The sequence below is a fragment of the Variovorax sp. VRV01 genome (assembly GCF_014852545.1).
GTDB lineage: Bacteria > Pseudomonadota > Gammaproteobacteria > Burkholderiales > Burkholderiaceae_C > Variovorax > Variovorax beijingensis_A.
On record NZ_JACVBS010000006.1, the window covers coordinates 218,148 to 243,357 of the forward strand.

Annotated in this window: 5 protein-coding genes; all 5 read right to left on the reverse strand. The window is 70.3% G+C overall.

Translation table 11 applies throughout. The annotated features are described in order from the left end of the window. Window positions 1–34: 34 nt before the first annotated feature. The 5 genes from IB278_RS13270 to IB278_RS13290 are packed head-to-tail and all read right to left on the reverse strand — an operon-like array spanning window position 35 to window position 25,191. A complete protein-coding gene (locus IB278_RS13270) occupies window positions 35–4,108 on the reverse strand; it encodes a non-ribosomal peptide synthetase (protein ID WP_192323634.1) in 4,074 nt (1,357 codons plus the stop codon). After that, window positions 4,105–11,976, reverse strand: coding sequence for a non-ribosomal peptide synthetase (locus IB278_RS13275; RefSeq protein ID WP_192323635.1), 7,872 nt, complete (start codon window positions 11,974–11,976; stop codon window positions 4,105–4,107). Before IB278_RS13275 ends, IB278_RS13270 begins: the two co-directional genes overlap by 4 nt. Continuing rightward, window positions 11,976–15,317, reverse strand: coding sequence for a non-ribosomal peptide synthetase (locus tag IB278_RS13280; RefSeq protein ID WP_192323636.1), 3,342 nt, complete (start codon window positions 15,315–15,317; stop codon window positions 11,976–11,978). Before IB278_RS13280 ends, IB278_RS13275 begins: the two co-directional genes overlap by 1 nt. Then, a complete protein-coding gene (locus IB278_RS13285) occupies window positions 15,314–19,876 on the reverse strand; it encodes a beta-ketoacyl synthase N-terminal-like domain-containing protein (RefSeq protein WP_192323637.1) in 4,563 nt (1,520 codons plus the stop codon). The genes IB278_RS13280 and IB278_RS13285 overlap by 4 nt, the downstream gene beginning before the upstream one ends. After that, window positions 19,876–25,191 (reverse strand): non-ribosomal peptide synthetase, encoded by a 5,316-nt coding sequence (locus IB278_RS13290; RefSeq protein WP_192323638.1) that lies wholly within the window; start codon window positions 25,189–25,191, stop codon window positions 19,876–19,878. The genes IB278_RS13285 and IB278_RS13290 overlap by 1 nt, the downstream gene beginning before the upstream one ends. Between the last annotated feature and the right edge of the window lie 19 nt (window positions 25,192–25,210).

Consider the following 25,210-nt stretch of genomic DNA (forward strand, 5'->3'; position numbering starts at 1 on the left):
GCTGCGCCCCCTTTTTTGCGTGGTTCCTTCCGGCTCAGGCCGATTGCGCGGCCAGGCCTGCCTGCACGGCGCCATGCGCCGCATCGGCCTCGCGCAGCAGCCCCTTCAGCGCAGCGCACAGCGCGGGATGGCGAACGATGTCCAGGTGATCGGCCTGCGGCAGCACTTCGGCCGAGACCACCGGCGCGTGGTCGGCCCAGTTGCGCAGCGTCTCCTCGCGGCGCAGCGAGCTGTCCGCGAGGAACACGTGCAGCGGCAGCGGTGAGCGCGCATAGGTGTAGCGCGCGGCCTGCACGCGCTTGTCGAGCGTCGTCCACAACAGGTACTCGGCCGCCTCGTCGCCGGTGCCGTCGAGCGGCAGCGGCTGCGCCGGATCCAGCACCTGCTCGGCCACCCAGGCAAGTTCCTCGTCGTCCATGCGGGCGAAGAGCGCCTTCCAGTGCCCGGCCATTTCCGAGCGGCCCAGCCACTCCGAGAGCACCTCGTCGGCCTGGGCGCGCCGGGCAGCATCGAGCGGCGTCGAGGCGCGCAGCGGCGCGGTCTCGAACACGTCCAGCATGCCGGTGAACACGATCTCGATGCGTCCCTGCAGTTGCCGCGCGAGCTCGAAGGCCAGGTCGCCACCCGACGACCAGCCCAGCAGCGCGCAGCGCCCCTCGGTGGCCGTGGCGAGGATGAAACTCGCGTACTCGGCGGCCAGCGCCTGCAGATCGAAACCGCGCCAGCGCTTGCGCGTGTAGACGTGGCTCACGAAGCCGTACACCACGCGCTCGCCCTGCAGCGCCTGCGCGAGCGGCAGGAACTCGCGCGTATTCACGATGAGTCCCGGCAGGCAGAACAGCGGCACGCCGGTGCCGCTCGCGCTCAGGCAGACGGCATCATGCGAACCCTCGAACTTCTGCCGCAGCCGCTCGGCGAGGCTGCCGAGGCTGCTGGCCTGCATCACATCCGGCAGGCTCAGCTGGCCGCCGCCGGGCAGCTGCTTGCGGATGCGCGCCACCAGCTTCAAGCTCAGGATGGAGTCGCCGCCCAGCGCAAAGAAGTTGTCGCCGCGTGCAATGCGGTCCACGCCGAGCACCTGGCTCCAGATGCGGGCCAGCGCCTCTTCGGTCGCGCCCCGCGGGGCGTCGAAAAGCCGCGCGGGCTCGGGCTGCGCCGGGCGCGGCAGCGCCTTGCGATCGATCTTGCCGTTGGCCGTGAGCGGCAGCGCGTCGAGCAGCACGATGCGCTCGGGCACCATCCACGCCGGCAGGCTGTCCGCCAGCGCGTGCCTCAGCTGTTCCACGTCGGGCGAACCGCCCGGTCCGGCAACCACGTAGGCGCGCAGCACTGTGCTCTCCTGCGCGCCCTGCTCTGCAACGACCACTGCATCGGCCACGCCATCGAGTTCGCGGATGCGGCCCGCCACTTCGCCCGGCTCGACGCGGTAGCCGCGAATCTTCACCTGGTCGTCGCTGCGGCCCAGAAACTCCAGCGTGCCGTCGCTGCGCTGGCGCACGCGGTCCCCCGCACGATACAGGCGTTGGCCGTCGCCGAAGGGGGAAGCAACGAAGCGGTCGGCGCAAAGACCGGCGCGTGAAAGATAGCCGCGCGCCACGCCGGCACCGCCGATGTAGAGCTCGCCCGCCATGCCGGGCTGCACGGGCTGCAATGCGTCGTCGAGCACCCAGGCGTCCATGTTCGCAATGGGTTTGCCCAGCGGCAGGCTGCCGGCTCCGTCGGCCTGCGCCGGCGCCGCATGCGTCAGCATGCCGACCGAGGTCTCGGTCGGCCCGTAGTGGTTGAAGATGCGCAGGTCCGGCCGCAGCGCCCGAATGGCCTGCAGCGTCGCGGCGTCCGTCGCCTCGCCGCCCAGCACGAGCGTATGCGACGGCAGCACCGCGGCCGCGCGCTGCGCGTTCAGCAGGCCCTTCAGATGGCTGGGCACGATCTTCAGCACGCCGGCGCGCGTCTTCGCCATGCCGTCCGCAAATGCATCGGGATCGAAGGCCGCGTCGCTCGAGACGAGGTGCAGCGCACCGCCCGAGCACAGCGCACCGAACAGCGAGGTGTGGCCCAGGTCCGCCGCGACGGTGGACACCATCGCGAAGCTCTCGTCCTCGGGCAGCGCCAGCCGCTCGAGCACGCCCTGCACGTAGTTGGCCAGCGCGCCGTGGTGAACGACCACGCCCTTGGGCCGGCCGGTCGATCCCGAGGTGTAGATCAGGTAGGCGGCCTGCGCAGGATGCACCGCACGTGCACGGTGCGGCACGAAGCCGCCCGGCACGTCGAAGCCCACCTGCAGGCACGGCAGCGCGGCCTGCCGCGGCTTGCCGCCGGACACCAGCACCAGCACAGCGCCGCAATCGGCCAGCAGCTCGTCGATGCGCTGCTGTGGCAGCGCCGGGTCGATGGGCACGTAGACGCCCCCGGCCTTCAGCACCGACAGCGCCGCCAGCACGAATTCGGGCGTGCGCTCGATGCAGACGGCCACGCGCTGCTCGGTACCGATGCCGCGGCTTTCGAGCTCGGCGGCCCAGTGGCCGGCAGCGCGCGCCAGTTCATCGAAGCTGTGCGCGCGGTCGCCGAAGGTGAGCGCCGTCGCGCCGCGGCGCCTTGCGGCCGCCTGGTCGAACAGGGCCAGCACGTTGTCGGCGGGCCAGCAGGCGCGTTCCCCGCGCAGGCTCGAATCGCCGGCCAATTGCATGCCGCTCAACGCGCGCGCCGGATCGGCCGCAACCTGCGCCGCCAGGCTGCGCAGCGCATCGGCCAGCCGCTCGATGGTCGCATGGTCGAAGATGTCCACGGCATACGCCAGGACGAAGGACAGTGCACCACCGGCGTCGACCAGGTCGAAGCTCAGGTCGAAGTGCACTTCGTCCACGCCGATGCCGTGCGCGGCAGCCGCCGGATCGGCGGGCACAGCCCCCGCCGCCTGCTGCGTCGACTTGATCTGGAACAGCGGATGCAACCCCGGCGTACGCTCCAGCGCCAACGCCTCGACGAGCATGTCCAACGGCAGGTCCTGGTGGCTCTTGGCTTCGAGCACGCGCTCGCGCACCTGCGACAGCAGCGCGACGAAGCCGGCCGCGGGGTCCACCTTCATGCGCAGCACCAGCACGTTGGTGAAGTGGCCCACCAGGGCAGCCAGCTCGGGGCGGTCGCGCGTGGTCGACGGCGAGCCGATGCACACGTCACGCTCGCCGCTGTAGCGGTAGACCAGGAGGCCGAGCAGCGCGATCGCCACCATGTACGGCGATGCGGCCTGCTTGCGCGCCAGCTCCTTCAGGCGCTGCGACACATCCGGCGGCAGCGCGAAGCTGATCTGCCCGCCGCGCGCATCGCGCGCCCTTTGGCGCGGACGGTCCAGCGGCAGCGGCGTGCTTTGCGGCGCACCCCGCAGTTGTTCGCGCCAGTACGCGGTTTGTCTTTCGAGTTCGCCGGCTTCGAGCCACTGGCGTTGCCACACGGCGTAGTCGGCGTACTGCAGGGCCGGCGCCGCAGGCTGTGCACTCCCCGCGGGCGCGGCGAGCAGCGCCTGCAGCTCGGCGACGAGCAGCGCCACCGATTGGCCGTCGGCCGCGATGTGATGCACCGCGAGAAAGAGTTCGGGCGCGCCGTCGGCAAAGACATTCAGCTGGCCGCGGAACACGGGGCCATGCTCCAGATCGAACGGCCGCGCGCCGAACTCGGTGGCGGCAGCCGCAAGCTCGCGCTCGCTGTCCGCGCGCGAGCCAGTCCATTCGCGCACCGCCCAGCCGAAGCGATGCCCGGGGTCGATGTGCTGCAGCGGCTGCCCTTCGGCGCCGGCCGGGTAGGTGGTGCAGAGCACCTCGTGCCGCGCCACCAGTTGGGCGAGGCAGGCTTGCACCTGCTGCGGCGTGCACGACAGGGGCAGCGCCAGCCGCCCCGACAGGTTGTACGCGGGCGACTGCGGCGCGCGCTGCCACACCAGCCACAGGGCGCGCTGCGCATAGGCCACCGGCACCGGCGCCGCGGGATCGCGCGGCACGATGGGCAGCGCGTCGAAACCCACGCCGCTCGCGCGCAGCTTCTCGAGAAACACGCGCTGCCTGGCCGCAGGCAAGGCAGCGAAGCGGCGCGAGAGCGCGGTCATTTCCAGACTCATAGGTCTTCCATCTCCAGTTCGCCCAGGAGGGCATCGATGCGCTCGACGCCGCGGTCCTGGGAGACCGTGGCGCCGGCTGGCGGTTCAGTGGCCACCGCGGCCACGGCGGCGGCGAATGCCATCAGCGAGGGTTGCTCGAACACCGTGCGCAGCGGCAGCTCGATGCCGAAGCGCCGCTTGGCGCCCGATACCAGTTGCACCGCCAGCAGCGAATGGCCGCCGAGCTCGAAGAAGTTGTCGTGGCGCCCGACGCGCTCCACGCCCAGCACCTCGGACCAGATCGCCGCGAGCGCGGTCTCGGCCTCGCCCTGCGGCTCGGCATAGGCCGTGTCGCTCGCGAGTTCCGGATCGGGCAGCGCCTTGCGGTCGGCCTTGCCGTTCGCGTTGAGCGGCACCGCGTCGAGCCGCACGATGGCCGAGGGCACCATGTAGTCGGGCAGGTGCTGCAAGAGCCGCTCGCGCAGCACCGCGACATCCACCTCCCGGCCGGCCCGCGGCGACACATACGCGACGAGCCGCGCCCCCGCCGGGCCGTCCTTGGCCAGGACCACCGCTTCGCGCACCTCGGGCTGGGCCTGCAGCTGCGCCTCGATCTCGCCGAGTTCGATGCGAAAGCCCCGGATCTTCACCTGGTGGTCGATGCGCCCGAGGTAGTCGAGCTGGCCGTCTGCACGCCAGCGCACCAGGTCGCCGGTGCGGTACAGCCGGCTGCCCGGCTCACCGAAGGGTGCGGCGATGAAGCGCTCCGAACTGAGGCCGGCGCGGTTGAGATAGCCCCGCGCCAGGCCTGCGCCGGACACGTGCAACTCGCCCGGCACGCCCACGGGCAGCGGGTTGAGGTCGCTGTCCAGCACCCACAGCCCGAGGTCCGGGATGCACACGCCCACGGGACTGCGCTTCTGGTCGAGATCGGACCGCACGATGGGCCGGTAGGTCACGTGCACCGTCGTCTCGGTGATGCCGTACATGTTGACCAGCTGCGGCTGCGCATCGCCGAAGCGATCGATCCAGGGCCGCAGGCTCTCCGGCTCCAGCGCCTCGCCGCCAAAGATCACACAACGCAGCGAAAGGCGTTCGCCATCCTCCAGCGCCGGGCTGTGGGTCAGCTGGCGGAAGGCCGATGGCGTCTGGTTCAGCACGGTCACGCGCTGTGCGCGCAGCAAGGCCACGAAGTCGTCGGGCGAGCGGCTCACCCAGTACGGCACGATCACCAGCTTGCCGCCAGTGCACAGCGCACCGAAGATTTCCCACACCGAGAAGTCGAACGCGTAGGAATGGAAATTCGTCCACACGTCCTGTGCGCCGAAGCGGAACCAGCCGTCGGTGGCGCCCAGCAGTCGCGCCACGTTGCGGTGCGTGAGCTGCGCGCCCTTGGGGCGGCCGGTCGATCCCGAGGTGTAGATCACGTAGGCGAGGTGGTCGGCGTGCACCGCCACTTCGGGTGCGTGCGCCGGTTCGGCGCGCAGGTCGAGCGTGTCGAGCTCCAGCACCTGCAGGGCATCGCCCGCCGGGAGCTTCGCCTTCACATGGCTTTGCGTGAGCAGCAGGCGGATCGCGCTGTCCTCGATCATGTAGGCCAGCCGGTCGGCCGGGTACTCGGGGTCCAGCGGCACATAGGCGCCGCCGGCCTTCAGGATCGCGAGCAGGCCCACCACCATCTCGATGGAGCGCTCGACCGCGATGCCGACTTTCACCTCGGGCTTCACGCCGAGCGCGACCAGCCGGTGCGCCAGCCGGTTGGCACGGGCGTCGAGCTCGCCGTAGCCGAGCGTCTCATCGCCGAGCACGAGCGCGATGGCCTGCGGATTCGCCTTGGCCTGGCGCTCGATCCAGCGGTGCACGGGTTCGACATCGCCCCTTGTATTGCGCATCGCCTCACCCGGCGGCGGCAGCGTGTCCGCAAGCCCCATGTCCCCCAGCCGCGCGTCCGGCGCGTGGGCCAGCAGCCCGAGCAGCCTGTCCATGTGCGCGGCCAGCACGCCCACCGCTGCCTCGTCGAACTGGCTGCGCGCGTGGCTGTAGCTCAGCACCAGCGTGTCGCCCTGGTGCACGGAAAGGGTCAGCGGATAGTTCGTTTCCTCGCGGTTGCGCACCTCGCCGAAGCGCAGGCCGCCGGGCGCCTGCTGCTTCAGCGCCTGGTCGAGCGGATAGTTCTCGAACACCACCAGGCTGTCGAACAGGTCCTGTCCGCCCTGCCCCGCCCAGCGCTGCACTTCGTAGAGCGGCGTGTGCTCGTGGTCCTGCGCCACGAGGTTGCGCGCCTGCAGCGCCCGCAGCCAATCGCCCACGCGCTGGTCCGGCTGCAACGTGGCGATCACCGGCAGCGTGTTGATGAACAGGCCCAGCATCTGCTGCGCGCCGGGAAGATCCACCGGCCGGCCCGCCACGGTGGCACCGAAGCTCACGCTGCGCTGTCCCGTATGGCGCGCCAGCAGAAGCGCCCACGCGGCCTGCACCAGCGTGTTGAGGGTCACGCGTTCGCGCCGGGCCGCTTCGAGCAGCGTGCGCGTGCGCGGCGCGTCGATCTCGTGGCGGTGCATGCCGTGCCCGCCCTGTTCGACCACTGGCTTGGGCAAGGTGTTGGCCAACCAGGTGGGACCTTCGAGGCAGGCGAGTTCCTGGCGCCAGTGGTGCTCGTCGGCAGCGCCGTCGCGCCCTTGCAGCCACGCGATGTAGTCGGCATAGCGCCCGCCGGGGGCCGCGGGTGCTTCGCCCGCGTAGTGCCGCAGCACCTCGCCCATGAGCTGCGACGTGCTCCAGCCGTCGAGCAGCAGGTGGTGCATGGTCCAGACGAAGTGGTGCCGGTCATCGCGAACGCGCACCAGCACGAGCCGCATCAGCGGCGGCCGCGCGAGGTCGAAACCCTGCGCAAGCTGCTCGTTGGCCAGCGCGTCCAGGGCCCTGGGCGCATCGACGCGCCCCCGCCAGTCGTGTTCGGCCAGCGGCACCTCGACCTGCCTTGCCACCCATTGCCACCCAGCTTCGCCCTGGACGAATCCGGTGCGCAGCACCTCGTGCCGCTCGAGCACTGCGCGCCAAGCCGCCTTGAAGCGCTCGGCATCGAGCCCGTCGATGTCCACGCGCAATTGGTTCAGGTAAGCGCTGCCGCCGGGCGCGAACAGGCTGTGGAACAGCATGCCGGCCTGCATCGGCGAGAGCGGGTACAGGTCCGCAAGGTTTGCCACCGGCAGCGCCAGCGCGTCGAGCTGCGGCTGGTCGATGGCGGCCAGCGGAAAATCCGCCGGCGTCACCCCTTCGGCACCACTTGTGCAATGCCGCACCAGCGCTTCGAGTTCCTCTCGGAAGCGCTGCATCCAGCCCACGACCGCGTCGCGGTCGTGGCGTGCGCGGCTGTAGCTCGCGCGCAGCGAGAGCTCGCCGCCGTAGACCTGGCCGTTGATCGAGAACTCGTGCGTGAGCGGCGCGCCGCCATCCACCGGCGCGCCGCTGGGCTCCTGCGCGAGGCTCCATTGCGCCTGCGCATCGGCACCGCTGTTGTCGAACTGGCCCAGATAGTTGAAGACCACCTGCGCCTTGGGCAGCGCGCGCACCGCCTCGCGCTGCGCGGCATCGCCGAGGTGCTTGAAGACACCATGCCCCACGCCCTTGCACGGAACGCGGCGCAGGTTTTCTTTCACGCGCTTGAGCGCCTCGCCTTCTGCGCCGAGCGGATCGAGCGCCACAGGGAACAGCGCGGTGAACCAGCCGACCGTGCGCGACAGGTCGATGTGCGCGAACAGGTCTTCACGGCCGTGGCCTTCCAGGTCGACCAGCAGCCTGTCGTGCCCGCTCCACGCGCACAGCGCGCGGCCCAGTGCCGTCAGCAGGAGGTCGTTGGCCTGCGTGCGGTAGGCCGCGGGTGCATCCTTCAGGAACGCCTCCGTGGTGGCCTTGTCGAGCCGCCACTCGACGCTCTCCTGGTCGGCCGCGGTGTTCGATCCATGCGGACGCATGCATGGCAGCGCGGCCGGCACGTCGGCCAGCGCCTGCCAGTGGGCGAGCTCGCCGCCATGGGCCTTTGCATAACCCTGCAATGCGACGGCCCAGTCCTTGCAGCTGCTGCCCGCAGCGGGCAGCGCGATGGCCCGGCCCGCAAGGCTCTGCCGGTACGCGGCCTGCAGGTCTTCGAGCAGGATGCGCCACGACACGCCATCGACCACCAGATGGTGAACGACCAGCAACAGCCGCGAGTCGCCATCCGGCAGCTCGACGGCGAGCGCACGGACCAGCGGGCCATGCGCCAGGTCCAGGCTGCGCTGCGCCTCTTCGCACAGCGGCGCCACCTGCGCGGCATCCGCCGCGCGCCGCACCCACACCAGCTCCGCGAACTGGTCTTCGGGCACGGTCTCATAGCTTTGGTGCCACAGCCCGCCGGCGTCCTGCCGGTAGCGCAGGCGCAAGCTGTCGTGTTGCTGCACCACCGCGCGCAGCGCCTGCCTGAAGGCCGGCAATTGCAGCGGCTCGCGGTTCTTCAGCAGCACTGCCTGGTTCCAATGCGCTCGCACCGGCATATCCATCCCGAAGAACTCATGCTGGAACGGCAGCAGCGGGGCTTCACCCTGCACATCACCCACCGGGGCAAGCAACGCCTCGGCCGGTGCCATGACAGCCGCGAGCTGCGCCACCGTCTGCCGCTCGAAGATCTGCCTGGGCGCGACCTTCCAGCCCGCCAGCCGCAGGCGCGCCACGATCTGCAGGCTCAGGATCGAATCGCCGCCGAGCTCGAAGAAGTTGTCGTCGCGGCCCACGCGCGAGAGACCCAGCACATCGGTCCAAACCGCCGCAATGGCCTCTTCGGCTGCGCCCTGCGGCGGCTCGAAAGCCTTGCCGTGTTCGGCGGTCGGCTCCGGCAGCGCCTTGCGGTCGACCTTGCCGCTCGGGGCGAGCGGCAGCGCATCGACCACCACCAGCGTGCCCGGCACCATGTAGTCGGGCAGCGCGCGGGCAAGCCGCTCCTTCAGCACGGCCGCGTCGGCGAGCCGGCCGTCCCGCGGCGACACATAAGCCACCAGCCGCGCACCGCTCGGCCCGGGCCTTGCGACCACCACCGCTTCGCGCACTTCGGGCTGGGCCAGCAGTTGCGCCTCGATCTCGCCGAGCTCGATGCGAAAGCCCCGGATCTTCACTTGATGGTCGATGCGCCCCAGGTATTCGAGCTGCCCGTCGTCGCGCCATCGCACCCAGTCGCCGGTGCGGTAGAGGCGCCCGCCTTGCGCATCGAAGGGATTCGCCACGAAGCGTTCGGCCGTGAGCGGCGCGCGGTGCAGGTAGCCGCGCGCCAGCCCCTCCCCGCCGAGGTACAGCTCGCCAGCCACGTTGCGCGGCACCAGGTTCAGGTCCGCGTCGAGCACGTAGGCGCTGCGGTTGCCCACGGGCCGGCCGATGGGCGCATAGCCCTCGGAGAAAGTCGCGGTGCCTGCGACCTTCCACAGCATCGGCGTGACGACCGCCTCGGTCGGGCCGTAGCCGTTGATCAGCAGCGCGGGCTTCAGGTGCCGGCACACGGCGTCGAAACCTTCGCGCGACATTGCCTCGCCGCCGAAGGAGTACAGGTGCACCGGTGGGCAGCGGCCGGTGTCGCGCGCCCAGTTGGCCAGTTGCCGCAGGTAGGCCGGCGGGAAGCCGGCATTGGTCACGCCGTGGCGCTGCATGGCGTCGAGCGTCTGCTCGGCGCTCCAGAGCGAGGCATCGCGCAGGAGCAGCGATGCGCCGCAGCACAGCGCCGTAAAAAGCCGCTCGTGCGCCCCGTCGAACGAGAACGACAGGAAGTGCAGCTCGCGCGACTGCCGGCCCATTTCATAGAGCACCGCGGTTTCCACGCAGTGCGCGGCGAACGGGCCGTGCGACACCATCACGCCCTTGGGCATGCCGGTCGAACCCGAGGTGTAGATGATGTAGGCGAGGTTGCCCGCATGCACGGGCACATGGGGTGCGTTGTCGGGCTCGCCGGCCAGGTCGGCGGTGTCCAGCTGCAGCACGCGAAGGCCGTCCCGCAGCGGCAGGCCCGCCATCACATGGCTTTGCGTGACGAGCAGCGCAATACCGCTGTCCTCCACCATGTAGGCCAGGCGGTCGGCGGGATACTCCGGATCGAGCGGCACATAGGCGCCGCCGGCCTTCAGGATGCCGAGCAGGCCGACCACGATATCGGGCGAACGCTCCACCGCGATGCCGACGCGCGTCTCGGGCTTCACGCCCATCGCGATCAGCCGGTGCGCCAGGCGGTTGGCGCGGCGGTCGAGTTCGCCGTAGCTCAGCACCTCGTCGCCGAAGAGCAGCGCGGGCGCATCCGGGTTGGTCTTCGCGTGCCAGGCCATCAGATGGTGCACAGGCTCGGTGCTGCGATCACCGGAACCGTTCACGCCCCAGTTCGAGAGCCGCTCCTTTTCACCCGCGGTGAGCAGGTCGATGTCTCCCACCGCTTGCTCGGGCCGTTCGGCAAGCGCGCGCAGCACGCCCAGGTAATGCGCGGCCGTGCGGGCGACGGTCTCGGGGTCGAACAGCTCCTGCGCCACATGAAAGCTCGCCTGCAGGTGGCCCTGCGCATCTTCGACGGTGCTCAGGGTCAGCTCGAACTGGGCCACCTGCGTGCCGATCTCATAGTCTTCCAGCGTGAGGCCAGGCAGCGTGGCAAGCGCCGCGTTGTCGCGGCGCTGGTGGTTGAACATCACCTGGAACAGCGGTGCCGTGCCCAGGCTGCGTTCGGGCTGCAGGGCTTCGACCAGCTGCTCGAACGGCAGGTCCTGATGGGCCTGTGCGCCGAGTGCCGCCTCGCGGGTTTGCTGCAGTGCCTGCCGCAGGCTGGTGCGGCTGTCGAGCACATTGCGCAGCACCTGCGTGTTGACGAAGAAGCCGATGACGCGCTCCGACTCCACCCGGTGCCGGTTGGCCACGGGCACGCCGACGCGGATGTCCTGCTGCGCGGTGTAGCGGTGCAGCAGCACCTGCAGCGCAGTGAGCAGCACCATGAAGAGCGTGCTGCCCTCGGCCTGCGCGCGCCGGTGCAGCGCATCGGCCAGGGGCTGCGGCAGCGCCAACTCATGGCGTGCAACGCTGTACTTGCCGTCGCTGCGCCGCGCGTGGTCCGTGGGCAACTGCAGCACCGGATGCGCCGCGCCCAGCTGCGCCTTCCAGTAGCCGAGCTGGCGATCCTTCTCGCCGGCTTCGAGCCAGTGGCGCTGCCACAGCGCGTAGTCGGCGTACTGGATCGGCAGGGGGGCGAGCCGCGGTGCCTGCCCAGCCGCGCGCGCACGGTATTGCGTGACGAATTCGTCGACCAGGATCTGCATCGACCAGCCGTCCGACACGATGTGATGCATGACGACGACCAGCAGGTGCTCGTCGGCGGCCAGGCGGATGAGTGCGACGCGCAGCAGCGGCCCGGCCGTGAGATCGAAGGGCGTTTCGGCCAGGCGCACGGCCTCTTCCCGCGCGCGGGCGTCGCGAGCCTCAGCCTCCGGGCCCGAAAGATCGGTCAGCGGAATCTCCAGCGTCACGCCCTCCCGTATCCGCTGTTCGACATGGCCGCCGGCATCCGCCTGGAACACCGTGCGCAGCGACTCATGGCGTTCGAGCAAGGCGTCGAAGCTGGCCTGCAGCGCCTGCCGGTCGAGCCGGCCCTTGAGCTTGAGACCGCCCGAGATGTGATAGGCCGAACTGCCGGGCTCCAGCTGCCACAGGAACCATTGGCGCAGTTGCGCATACGAGGCGGGGCACTGCGCCTGCGCAGCCGCATCGCGCGCAAGAATCGGAAACTGCCCGATGGCCAGGCCCTCCGCGCGGATCTTCTGGTAGACCGCGCGGCGCTGCGCGGGGGCGAGGCCCGAGAAGCGTTTGCCGATGTGAAGGTGGGTTGCCGTGATTTCCATCAAGCGATCTCCAAACTGTCGATGAAGGAATCAATGTCCGAAAGGGATTGGGCGACGGGCTTTCTGGCCGCCGCTGCAGCAACGAGCCCCGCCATGGCGGCGAGCACCGGATGCTGGAAGACGTCTTTCACGCAGAGCTCCGCATGCATTGCGCGCTGTACGCGGGCCACCAGCTGCACCGACATCAGCGAATGGCCGCCGAGCTCGAAGAAGTTGTCGTGGCGGCCGATGCGCGCCACGCCGAGCACTTCGGCCCAGATGGCGGCCAGCGCTTCTTCCACCTCGCCCTGCGGCGCTTCGTAGGCGCGCGCGCTCGCCAGCTCGGGCTGCGGCAGCGCCTTGCGGTCCACCTTGCCGTTCGGGTTGAGCGGCAGGCTGTCCAGCACGACGACGAGGGCCGGCACCATGTAGTCCGGCAGCACGCGGCCGAGGCGTTCGCGCAGCTGCGCGGCGTCGACGGCCTGGCCAGCCTGCGCCGAGACATGCGCCACGAGCCGCGCGCCAGCCGAACCCTGGCTGGCAACGACGACAGCCTCGCGCACTTCGGGCTGCGCGAGCAGCTGGGCCTCGATCTCGCCGAGCTCGATGCGAAAGCCGCGGATCTTCACCTGGTGGTCGATGCGGCCGAGGTAGTCGAGCTGCCCTTCGCTGTTCCATCGCACGAGATCGCCCGTGCGGTACAGGCGGGCGCCCTCGGCCGTGCCGAAAGGGTCGGCCACGAAGCGCTCGGACGTGAGCCCCGCGCGTTCCACATAGCCGCGTGCAAGCCCGATGCCGCCCAGATAGAGCTCGCCCGCCACACCCGGCGCTGCAAGGTTGAGGTCGGCATCGAGAACGAAGGCCTGCGTGCCGGCAATGGGCCGGCCGATCGGCACCTGGCTGCGGCCGTCGCTGCGGCAGGTCCAGTGCGTGACGTCGATGGCCGCCTCGGTAGGACCGTAGAGGTTGTGCAGCGCTGCTTGCGGCAACCGCTTGAAGACGCCCAGTTGCGCCTCGACAGGTAATGCCTCGCCGCTGCAGACGATCTGCCGCAGACTCGTGCAGGCCTCGATGCCGTCGTGCGCCAGGAAGGCCTGCAGCATCGAGGGCACAAAGTGCAGCGTGCTCACGCTGTGGCGCTGAATCAGATGTGCAAGGCGTGCGGGTTCGCGATGATCGCCGGGCGCCGCCACGGCCAGCCGCGCGCCGGCCATGAGCGGCCAGAAGAACTCCCACACCGACACGTCGAAGCTGAACGGTGTTTTCTGCAGCACGGTGTCCGCGCCGTCGATGGGATAGGCCGCCTGCATCCATGCCAGCCGGTTGTGCAATGCGGCGTGCCGGTTGGCCGCACCCTTGGGACGGCCGGTGGAGCCCGAGGTATAGATCACGTAGGCGAGGTTTTCGCCGTTGAGCGCGACCACGGGGTCGGTCTGCGCCATGCTCCCGAGGTCCAGCTTGTCGAGCGCGAGCGCCGGGACGCCGGCCGGCAGCGCAAGGCGATCGGCCAGGCTGCTGTGCGCGAGCACGAGGCCGAGCTTGCTGTCTTCGACCATGTAGGCGATGCGCTCCGCCGGGTACTCGGGGTCCAGCGGCACGTAGGCGCCACCGGCCTTCAGGACCGCGAGCAGGCCTGCCACCAGCTCCAGGCTGCGCTCCAGCGCAATGCCCACCTTGACCTCGGGGCCCACGCCCTCTTCGATCAGCCGGTGCGCGAGCTGGTTGGCGCGGCGGTTGAGTTCGCCGTAGCTGAGCGACACGTCGCCGAACAGCACCGCGACCGCATCCGGACGCCGGGCCGCCTGCCGTTCGATGAGGCGGTGCACCGGCACGGCCTCGCCGTGGCTGTGCGTGTTGACGCTCCACCGGCCAAGCTGCACTTTTTCCGCATCGCCCAGCAGATCGAGCTCGTTCAGCGTCGATGCGGGGCGCGTGGCCAAGGCTTCGAGCACGCGGCAATAGTGGCCTGCAAGCCGCTCCATGGTCTGCGGCTCGAAAAGCTCCGCCGCATAGCGGAAGCTGGCCTGGATGCCACCATCTGCGCGCTCGATGGTTTCCAGCGTGAGCTCGAACGGCGCGGCACGCTGGGCGAGATCGATCCGGCGCACGCGCAGTGCGGGCCAGCCTTGCAACGGCCGATCGCCCTGGCCCAGGTGGTTGAACATCACCTGGAACAGCGGCGAGCCCGCATGCCCCCGCTCGGGCCGCAGGGCCTGCACCAGCCGCTCGAACGGCAGGTCCTGGTGCGCCTGCGCTTCGAGCGACACGCCTTGCACCTGCTGCAACAGGTCGGCCAGGCGCAGCTGTCCGTGCATGCGCGCATCGAGCACCACGGTGTTGATGAAGGCGCCGATGACGCCCGAGGTCTCCGGCCGGCCGCGCCCCGCCACGGGCACGCCGACGCGGATCTCCGGCTGCCCGGTGTGGCGAAACAGCAAGGCATGGAACGCGGTGAGCAAGGCCATGAACAGCGTGCCGCCCTGCTCGCGGGACTGGCGCTTCAGCGCCTCCACGAGCTGGGCGGGTACGTCCAGCGTGTGCTGCGCCGCGCTGTAGTCCACGTCCGCGGCGCGCGGCCGGTCGGTGGCGAGCGCGAGCACCGGGTGGCTCTCTCCGAGCCGGCCGCGCCAGTAGGCGAGCTGGCGCTCGCCCTCGCCGTCGTCCAGCCACTTGCGCTGCCAGCGGGCGAAATCGACGTAGCGGATTTCCGGTTGCGGCAGCGATGCCGGCAGGCCCTGAACGCGCATCGCATAGAGCTGGGCCAGCTCGTCGAGCATCAGTTCGACCGACCAGGCATCGGAAATGATGTGATGCATCATCAATAGCAACTGGTGTTCGCCCTCCGCCATCTTCAGCAGCGTGCCGCGCAGCAAGGGGCCGGCCCTCAGGTCGAAAGGTGTGCGGCAGACGTCCGCCACCACTTCGGCGTAGCGCGATTCGCGCGCCGCTGCGTCGAGTGCGGCCAGGTCGATGAAGGGAATTGCGATCCCGGCCGCCGCCTGGATGCATTGCTCGGGCAGTCCCCCCGCCCCCGACCGGAAGACGGTGCGCAGCGCCTCGTGCCGCGCCGCGAGCGCCTGCATGGCATCGCGCAAGGCAGCGATGTCGAGCGGCCCCGAGAAGCCAAGCCCGCCGCCGACGTGATAGGCGGTGTTGCCCGGGTTCAACTGCCACAGGAACCACTGCCCTTGCTGCGCGAAGGACACGGCCGCGGCGGCCCCGGCGCCATCGTCCTGGCCGCGCACGATTGCCGCGCGCGCAGGCGCCGGGGCCGCATCGCGCTTCAGGCGCTGCTGCAGCAGGCTCAGTTGCGCCGGCGTGAGCCGGGCGCGTCGTTCGGAAAGGTTCTGGGTCTCGCTCATGGTGCGCTGTCTTCGGTGGTTTCTGCGGTTTCAGCTTCGCGTTCGATGTCCTCGATCAGGCGCAGCTCGACCAGGGTCGCCAGCTCGGCGATGGTCGGCGCCTTGAAGAACGCGGCGGGATGCAGCTCCACGCCGTAGGCCTTGCGTACGCGGGCCAGCAGGCGAATGGCGAGCAGCGAATCGCCACCCAGCTCGAACAGGTTGTCGTGCACGCCCACGGGCACGATGCCCAGCGCATCGCTCCAGAAGCCGGCAAGCACGCCTTCCAGCTCGCCTTCAGGGGCGGCATACGGCGTCTGCAGCACGGGGCGCGAATGGCCGGTGCGCAGCTCGGCTGCGGGCGCGTCGTCGAGGGAATCGAACAGGTCGTCCAGCGGCCTGAGCCGCTGTGCCAGCGGCGAGGCGGACACGATGGTCTGCGGCAGGTCGGGGCCGTTGGCGATGCGCTCGAAAGCGAGCACGCCGGTGCGTTCGTCCAGGCCCACGCCCTCGGGCAGGTCCATGTCCACGGCCACGCCAACGTCGCGCCACGCGTCCCAGTTGACCGAGAAGAGCGGCAGCGGCGAACTGCGGCGGCTTGCCGTGGCAAGTGCGTCCAGGTAGGCATTGGCAGCGGCGTAGTCGCTGCGGCCGAGGCCGCCGATGAGCACCGAGATCGACGAGCAGAACAGCACGAAGTCCAGCGGCTCGGCGCGCAGCGCATCGAGCAGCGCGAGCGTGCCCGCGATCTTGGGCGCGAAGGCCGCTTCGACCAGTGCCGGCGTGCGCTGGGCGATCATGCCGCGGTCGGGGTGCACGACGGCATGCACCACGCCGTGGACTGCGCCAAAGCGTGCGTGCACGGCCGCGAGCGCGGTGCGCAGCTGCGCGGCATCGTTCACGTCGGCCGCGAGCGGCAGCACCTCGGCGCCGTCCGCTTCGAGATCGATCAGCTGCTGCAGCTTGCGCCGCAGCACCACGGGCTGGGCAGCATCCGCGACGAGGCGCTCCCAATCGCCGCGCCCGGGCAGGGGCGTGCGGCCGAGCAGCACGAGCTTCGCTTTCCAGGTGCGGCTCAGGTAGCGTGCCATCGCAAGGCCGACACCGCCCATGCCGCCGGTGATGAGATAGACGCCGCCTTCGCGCAGGCGCTGCCTTGCGGCGGGCGCGGGCACATCGGACAGCGGCAAATAGCGCTTGAGCCAGCGATGCGGGCCGCGGTAGGCCACCAGGAATTCGTCGGGCGCCGCCCATGCCTCGTCGGCCACGCGGCGCGCGAGCTCGGCCTCGGCTGCACTCTCGGCTGCGGGCAGCACCACGTCCACGACGCGGCAGGCAATCGACGGGTACTCCTGGCCCAGGATCTTCGCGAGGCCGAGCAGCGTGGCCTTCTCGGGTGCGAGCGGCTCGGTGCCGGCAACGTCTTCGACCCGGTCGGTCACCACATTGAGCGCAATGGTTTCGCGGCCCGCTGCGCCTACCGCATCGAGCCCGTGCGCGAGTGCGAGCAGGCTGAAGTAGCCGGCCTCGAAGACTTGCGCGTGCGATGCCGCGGGCCGGTCGCCGTCCAGGCTCCACAGGTGATGCAGGCGCAGCACCGGCCCGGCTTCGGCTTCGACCTCGCGCAGCAGTGCTTCGTGGTCGGAGCGCTCGGCTGCGCGCAGGGCGTACTGGCCCGGCGCGGTGCGGGCAAAGCGCGGCCCGCGCAAGGCCAGCACCACTTTTTCACCGCGCTCGCGCAGGGTGCGCGAGAGCCGGTCGGTGAAGCTGTTTGCATCGCCCAGCACCAGCGTGCAACCTGCGCGCGCGCCCTGCTTTTCTGCGGGTACAAGCGGTGCGCTGCGCTCCCAGCGGGGCGTGTAGAAGAGGCTCGGCGAGGTGCTCTTCGCAGGCTGCGCGGCCTCGCCCGCCTCGATCCAGAAGCGCTTGCGCTGGAAGGCATAGGTGGGCAACGGCACGCGGCGACGGCTTGCGCCCTCCGCGCGGCATGCCGCCCAGTCGATGTCGACGCCCGCGGTCCAAAGCCCGGCCACGGCAATGGCCAGTTGCTGGGCGTTGCGCGCCGTTTGCTGCGGGTGGGCCTGGCTCGCCCAGATGCCCGCGGCCTCGCGGCTTTGCGGATGCTGGCGCGCGAGGCCCGCAAGCGTCTCGCCGGGGCCCACCTCGAGCACCACGCGGCCGGGCGCGGCGAAGATCTCGCGCAGGCCGTCCGCGAAGCGCACGGTTCCGCGCAGATGGCGGCCCCAATACGCCGGGCTGGTTGCCTCTGCTTCGGTGATCGGCTGGCCGGTCGCGTTCGACAGGAAGGGAATGCGCGGCGCATGGCGCGGCAGCGAAGCGATCAGCTGCTCCAGCTCGGCCACGATGGGATCGACCAGGCTCGAATGCGAGGCGATGGCCACATGCAGGCGGCGCGGCAGTTGCTGGCGCGCGCGCAAGGCCTCCTCCGCGCGCTCGATGGCGTCCACCGCGCCGGCCAGCACGCAGAGCTGCTCGCCGTTCACCGCCGCCAGGTCGCAGCCGTCGCGAAGGAATTCGGCCAGCGCCGATTCGGGCAGCGACACCGCCGTCATCGCACCCGCTGCGAGCGTCTGCATCAGGCGGCCGCGCGCGGCGACGATGCGCAGCGCGTCTTCGAGCGAGAACACGCCCGACAGGCAGGCCGCCACGTATTCGCCAAGGCTGTGTCCAAGCATCAGCGCGGGCTGTACGCCGCAGCTCATCCACCAGCGCGCCATCGCGTACTCGACGGCGAACAGCGCGGGCTGCGCGTATTCGATGCGGAACAGCCGCTCGTTCGCTGCGGCTTCGTCGCCGTCGGCCGGGAACACCAGCGCGAGCAGGTCGATGCCGGTGCCGGCCTTCAGCAACGCCGCGCAGCGGTCGAACTCTTCGCGGAACACGGCGCTGTCCCGATAGAGCGCCTCGCCCATGCGTGCATGCTGCGTACCGCCGCCCGGAAACAGAAACACCACCTCGGGCGCGGCGGCGGGCACGCGCGACGAGGGGGTCATGGGCGAAGCCAGCATCTCCGAGGCCGTCGCCGGCTGGCTGGCCACCACGGCACTGCGCCACGCGAAGGGGCGGCGTCCGCTCTGCAGCGTTTGGGCCACATCGCCCAGCGCCAGTTCCGGATGGGCTTGCAGATGCGCCGCGAGTTGCGATCGGCCCTGTACCAGCGCTGCTTCGTCCTTTGCCGACACGGGCAGCACCTGCCAGCCGGAAGCGGTCCGTGCCGCGGGAACTGCCGGCGCCTCTTCGAGCACCACGTGCACGTTGGTGCCGCCGATGCCGAACGAGCTCACGCCCGCACGGCGCGGTGCCTCGCCCTCGGGCCACGGGCGCAGCTGCGCATTGAGGTAGAACGGGCTGGAGGCGAAATCGATCTGCGGATTGGGGTTTTCGTAGTGCAGGCTGGGCGGCAGCATGCGGTGCTTGAGCGCCATCACCGTCTTGATGAGCCCGGCCACGCCGGCTGCGGCGTCCAGATGGCCGATGTTGGTCTTCACCGAACCCACGGCGCAGAAGCCGCGGCGCGCGGTCTCGGCGCGGAATGCCTGCGTGAGCGCGGCGAACTCGATGGGGTCGCCGAGCGTGGTCGCGGTGCCATGCGCCTCGATGTAGCCGATGGTGTCGGCAGGCACGCCCGCGATGAGCTGTGCCGCGCGGATCACCTCGGCCTGACCGTCCACGCTGGGCGCGGTGAAGCCGACCTTGGCGGAGCCGTCGTTGTTGGCTGCGGTGCCCTTGATGACCGCATGGATGGTGTCGCCGTCGCGCAGCGCGTCGTCCAGCCGCTTGAGCACCACGATGCCCGCGCCGCTGCCGATGACGGTGCCGGCCGCCTTGGCGTCGAAGGCGCGGCAGTGGCCGTCGGGCGAAAGGATGGCGCCAGCCTGGTAGCGGTAGCCACCTTCCTGCAGCAGGTTGAGCCACACGCCGCCGGCCAGGGCCATGTCGCAGTCGTGGCTCAACAGCGCCTGGCAGGCCGTGTGAACCGCGACGAGCGATGTGGAGCAGGCGGTCTGCACCGTGACCGCGGGGCCGCGCAGGTCGAGTTTGTACGACACGCGGGTGCACAGCGAGCCGCCCGAGTTGCCGCTCATGAGGCCCAGCAGATCGGCGATGCCGCTTGCCGCCCCGAGGCCGAACGACGGCAGCAGGTTGCGGATGAGGTACACGTTGGCGCCCTCGCCCGCATACACGCCGACCTTGCCCGGCCAGCGGGCGGCATCGCAGCCCGCGTGCTCCAGCGAGGCCCAGGCGCACTCCAGGAAGATGCGCTGCTGCGGATCGAGGGTTTCGGCCTCGCGCGGCGAGTAGCCGAAGAAGCCGGCATCGAACTTGTCGAAGCCCTCGAACATCACGCCGGCCTTCACGTAGTCGGGATCGTCCAGCAGCGACTGTGGCACGCCTTGCGCGCGCAGCTGCTCGTCGGTGAAACGGGAGACCGAGGCCACGCCGTCCCGGATGTTGCGCCAGAAGGCGTCCACGTCGTCGGCGCCGGGAAAGCGCCCGGCCATGCCGACGATGGCGATCTCGATGCCGCTCGGCTCGGAGGGTTCGAAGGGTTGGGACATCAGTTGACTCTCTCTGCCGCTTTGCGGCGTTGAAGCATGGCGGCGCGCTGGCGCAGGGCCCGGTCGTCGCCGGCCGCGGCCGCGGTGGCCGATGCGGCGGCGCGCGCGGGGGCCTGCTCCAGCCACTGGACCAAGGATTGGACGGTGGGGTACTTGAAGAGATTGACCACGGGGATGGCGGTGTGCAGCCGGTCTTCCAGCAGCCGGTGCGCGCGGATCAGCAGCAGCGAGTGGCCGCCCAGGTCGAAGAAGTTGTCGTGCAAGCCGACCTGCGCGACCTGCAGCACCTCGGACCACACCGCGGCCACCGTCTGCGCAACATGGCCTTGCGGCGCCTCGTAGGCCTGGCCGCCGGCAATAGCCGGCTCGGGCAGTGCCTTGCGGTCCACCTTGCCGTTGGCGTTCAGCGGCAATGCATCGAGCACCGCGAAGGCGCGCGGGACCATGTAGTCGGGCAGCGCCTGCGCAAGCCGGTCTTTCAGCACCGCGGTGTCGATGGCCTCGCCCGCATGCGGCGCGAGGTAGGCAACCAGCCGCGCACCGGCGGGGCCTTCCTTGGCGATTACAACGGCTTCGCGCACGGCGGGCTGTGCAAGCAGCTGCGCCTCGATCTCGCCGAGCTCGATGCGAAAGCCCCGGATCTTCACCTGGTGGTCGATGCGGCCCAGATACTCCAGCTGCCCTTCGCCGTTCCAGCGCACGAGGTCGCCGGTGCGGTAGAGCCGCCCGCCGCCGGCGCCGTCGAACGGATCGGCCACGAAGCGCTCGGCGCTCAGGCCGGCCCGCTTCAGGTAGCCGCGCGCGAGGCTGACGCCGCCCAGGTACAGCTCGCCCGCCACGCCTTGCGGCACCAGATTGAGATCGGCATCCAGCACGTGGGTGCTGGTGTGGCTGATCGGCTTGCCGATGGGCACCTGGCTCCGGCCGTCGTTGCGGCAGGCCCAGTGCGTCACGTGGATCGTGGTCTCGGTGGGGCCGTAGAGGTTCTGCAGGCCCGCGCCGTGCAGGCGCTCGAGCGTTTCCTTCTGCGTCTCGGCCGGCATCGCTTCCCCGCCGCAGATGATGTGGCGCAGGCGTGTGCTGGTCTCGATGCCCTCGTGCGCAAGAAAGGCCTGCAGCATCGAGGGCACGAAGTTGAGCGTGGTGACCTGGTGGCGCTGGATCAGTTCGACCAGGCGCGCAGGGTCGCGGTGATCGCCGGGGTTGGCCACCACCAGCCTTGCGCCCGCGGTCATCGGCCAGAACAGCTCCCACACGGACACGTCGAAACCGAACGGCGCCTTGTGCAGCACGGTGTCGGCGCGCGTGAGCTTGTAGATGCCCTGCATCCACGCCATGCAGCTGTGCAGCGCGCTGTGGCGGATGGCCGCGCCCTTGGGCTTGCCGGTGGAGCCGGAGGTGTAGATCACGTAGGCGAGGTTCTCGATGTGCAGGCCGACCTGCGGATCGCTCTCGGGCTCGGCGCTGAAATCGGCGGCGTCCACCTCCAGCACCGTGAGTCCACGACGGTCGGGCACGCAATCGGCGAGGCTGCTCTGCGTGAGCAGCAGGCCGATGCCGCTGTCCTGCACCATGTAGGCCAGGCGCTCTGCGGGGTATTCGGGGTCCAGCGGCACATAGGCGCCGCCCGCCTTCAGCACGCCCAGGATGGCGACGACCATTTCGATTGAGCGCTCCATCGCGATGCCCACGAGCACCTCGGGCTTCACGCCCAGCGCGATCAGCCGATGCGCCAGCCGGTTGGCGCGGCGGTTCAGTTCCGCGAAGCCGAGCGACTCGTCGGCGTAGAGCAGCGCGGTGGCATCAGGTTGCGTACGGGCCTGCCGCTCGATCATGCGGTGCACGGGCTCGGGCTGCGGCTCGCGATGCTCATTCACGCCCCACTGCGCGAGCCGTGCCTGCTCCGGCGCGCCGAGCAACTCGATGTCGCCGACGGGTTGATCAGGACGATCGGCCAGCGCCTGCAGGGCCGCGACGTAGTGGCCGGCCATGCGCGCAATGGTGTCGGGCTCGAACAGCTCGGCCGCGTAGATCACGGCGAGCGAGAGCTGGCCGCTGGGCCGCTCGCGCGCCTCGAGCGTGAGCTCGAATTGGGCCGCGAGATCGGGCAGCGCATGGTCTTGCGCGGCGATGCCGGGCAACTGGCCGAGCGCGCGGTAGTCCTCGAACAGGTGGTTGAACATCACCTGGAACAGCGGCGTGCGGCTCAGGCTGCGCTCGGGCTGCAGCATCTGCACGAGCTGCTCGAAGGGCAGATCCTGGTGCGCCTGTGCGCCCAGCACTGCATCGCGTGCCTGCGCGAGCACGCGCGATGCGCCGAGGCGGCCATGGATCGGATTGCGCAGCACCAGCGTGTTGACGAACAGGCCGACCACGCCTTCGGATTCCACGCGGTTGCGGTTGGCAATCGGTGCGCCGATGCGGATTTCTTCCTGCCCCGTGTAGCGGTGCAGCAGCGCCTGGAAGCCCGCCAGCAGCACCATGAAGAGCGTGGCGTTGCCGCCATCCGCGGTCTTGCGCAACTGCGCGAGCAGGCTCGCCGGGAGTTCGAAGGCATGGCGCGCGGCGCTGTAGCCGGCCTGCGGCTTGCGCGGGTGGTCGGTGCGCAGGTCGAGCACGGCGTGCGTGTCGCCGAGTTGCGCGCGCCACCAGGCCAGCTGCCGCTCGCCCTCGCCTGCCGCCAGCCACTCGCGCTGCCAGAGCGCGTAGTCGGCGTACTGGATTCGCGGCGCGGGCACGCGCACGGCATTGCCCTTCAGGTGCGCGGCGTAGCCTGCGGCCAGTTCGTCGATCAGCAACTGCATCGAGGCGCCGTCGGACACGATGTGATGCATCACCACGGCGAGCACATGCACCTCATCGGCGATGCGGATCAACGCGGCGCGCAGCAGCGGGCCTTGCGTGAGGTCGAAGGGCTGGGCCTTGAGGCGCCGCATGGCTTCTTCCAGTTGCGCATCGGCTTCGGCCTCGGGGCCGCGCAGGTCGACCAGCGACAGCGGCACCGAGCCGGCCGGCTTGATCCATTGCTCCACGCTGCCATCGACGCCGGCGTTGAACACCGTGCGCAGCGATTCATGTCGCGCCACGAGATCATCAAAGGCCGACTGCAGCGCATCGACCCGCAAGGCGCCAGTGAGGCGCAGCGCGCCGCTCACGTGGTAGGCCGCACTCGAGGGATCGATCTGCCAGAGGAACCACTGGCGCTCCTGCGCGTGCGAGAGCGGCAGCGGCAACAGCCGCCGCTCCGCGGAGAGAACGGCGATCGGCGCGGGCTGCGGGTGCACGCCCTGCAGCTGCAGTTCGCGGATGGCCGCCGCGCAATCGCGAAGGCGCGGCTGCTCGAAGAGCCTGCGCGCGGGAAAGCCGATCTGCCAGCGCGCGCCGATGCGCGCAGCCGCCTGCGTGGCGGTGAGGGAACTACCGCCGCAGTTGAAGAAGTGGGCATCGCGGCCGAGCGCACGGTCGTCGCCATACCTGCAGACCTCGCGCCAGATGGCGGCGACGGCCTGCTCGACTTCGTCGAGCGGCGCCTCGGCAACGGCCTCGACCGGGCCTCCGCGCACAAAGGCGCCGTGCTGGTAGACGGCATACGCGTCGGCACTGCCGTCGAGCCAGCCCGCACGGCAGGCACTGCGCTGCAGCTTGCCGCTGGTGGTCTTGGGCATGCCCCCCGGATTGAGCAACAGCACGGCCGACAGCGTCTCGCCGAGCACTTCGCCCACGGTGGCACTCAGCGCATCGACCAGCGCCGCGGCCGGCACCAGCTTCTGCATGCTGCGCGACACTTCGGCGGCCACGCCGATGCCCTCGCCTCCCGGCCCCTGCGTGGCGAAGACCGCGACGCGGCCCTTGCGCACGGCATCGACCTCGGCCTCGATGAGCCGCTCGATGTCCTGCGGGTAGATGTTGTGGCCGCGGACGATGATCAGGTCCTTGATGCGGCCGGTGACGTAGAGCTGGCCCTCGTGCATGAAGCCGAGGTCGCCAGTGCGCAGCCAGCGCTGGCCGTCCCGCTCGACGAAGGTCTCGCGCGTCTCGCGCTCCTTGCCCCAGTAGCCGTGGCCGATGCTCGGGCCGCAGGTCCAGATCTCGCCGATCTTTCCGGGGGCCGCGGCCGAGAGCGATTCGGTATCGACGATCTCGAGGCGATGGCCGGGCGCAACATCGCCGCAGCCGACCAGCGTCGTGCCATCGTCCGCCGGTGTTCCTGCGCCGCTGGCGAGGCCGGCGGCGGAAAACGTGGGCGCAACCAGTCCGCCGCCCCGGCGGCCGCCGGTGACGAAGAGCGTCGCTTCGGCGAGGCCGTAGCAGGGATAGACGGCCGCCGGGTCGAAACCCGCGGGTGCGAAGCGCGAGATGAACTCGATTTCGGTATCGGCGCGCACGGGTTCGGCGCCGGTGTAGGCCACGCGCCAGCTCGACAGGTCCAGCCGGGCCAGTTGCGCGTCCTTCACGCGCTCCAGGCACAGGCGGTAGGCAAAGTCGGGGCCGCCGCTGAGCGTCGCGCGATGGCGCGAGATCAGTTCGAGCCAGCGCACCGGGCGCTCCAGGAAATAACCTGGAGAGCTGAGCACCAGCGGAATGCCGCTGTAGAGCGGCTGCAACAGTCCGCCGATCAGACCCATGTCGTGATAGAGAGGCGCCCAGGAGACGAAGCTGTCGCCCGGCCCGACACCCATGCTGCGCTGGATCGCCTCCTCATTGGCCATCAGGTTGCCGTGCGTCACGATCACGCCCTTGGGCGCCGAGGTGGAGCCCGAGGTGTATTGCAGGAAGGCGATGTCGCCGCCGGCCGGCTCGAAGGGGGCCCATCCGTCGGCCAGCGCGATGTCCACGGTGTCGACGGCGACGATGTCCGCATCGCCGAACTGGCGCGAGCCCGCGCTCGTTGCATTCATCGCGCGTGCCATGGCGTCGGAGGTCAGCACGCAGCGCGCCTGCGAATCGGCGGCGATGCCGCTCAGCCGTGCGAGGTGCTGCGGGCGCGCCGATTCCGGCGGGAACACCGGCACCGCGATCACGCCCGCGTAGAAGCAGGCCAGCATGCTCACCGCGTAGTGGTCGCCGTTGTCCAGCATGACCAGGGCGCGCTCGCCCCTGGCGAACTGCTGCTGCAGCCGGGCCGCGAGTGCGCGCACGCGGCGCTCGAAGGCGCCGTAGCTGATCGGCTCCGCGTGGTCCTCGCCATCCGCCGCGCTCACAACGGTGAGCCAGACGTCGTCGTGCCGCGTGTCGGCCAGTGTGTGGAGGTGCGCCACGAAGTTCTTCGGGCGCGGCGAGATCGGCGCCTGCAGCGCCTGCGTTTTCTTTTCCATCCTGCGGACTCCCTGCTTT

Coding starts and splice junctions, on each gene's coding strand:
- IB278_RS13275 (WP_192323635.1), bottom strand. CDS start 11,976: ATGGAAATCACGGCAACCCACCTTCACATCGGCAAACGCTTCTCGGGC.
- IB278_RS13270 (WP_192323634.1), bottom strand. CDS start 4,108: ATGAGTCTGGAAATGACCGCGCTCTCGCGCCGCTTCGCTGCCTTGCCT.
- IB278_RS13280 (WP_192323636.1), bottom strand. CDS start 15,317: ATGAGCGAGACCCAGAACCTTTCCGAACGACGCGCCCGGCTCACGCCG.
- IB278_RS13285 (WP_192323637.1), bottom strand. CDS start 19,876: ATGTCCCAACCCTTCGAACCCTCCGAGCCGAGCGGCATCGAGATCGCC.
- IB278_RS13290 (WP_192323638.1), bottom strand. CDS start 25,191: ATGGAAAAGAAAACGCAGGCGCTGCAGGCGCCGATCTCGCCGCGCCCG.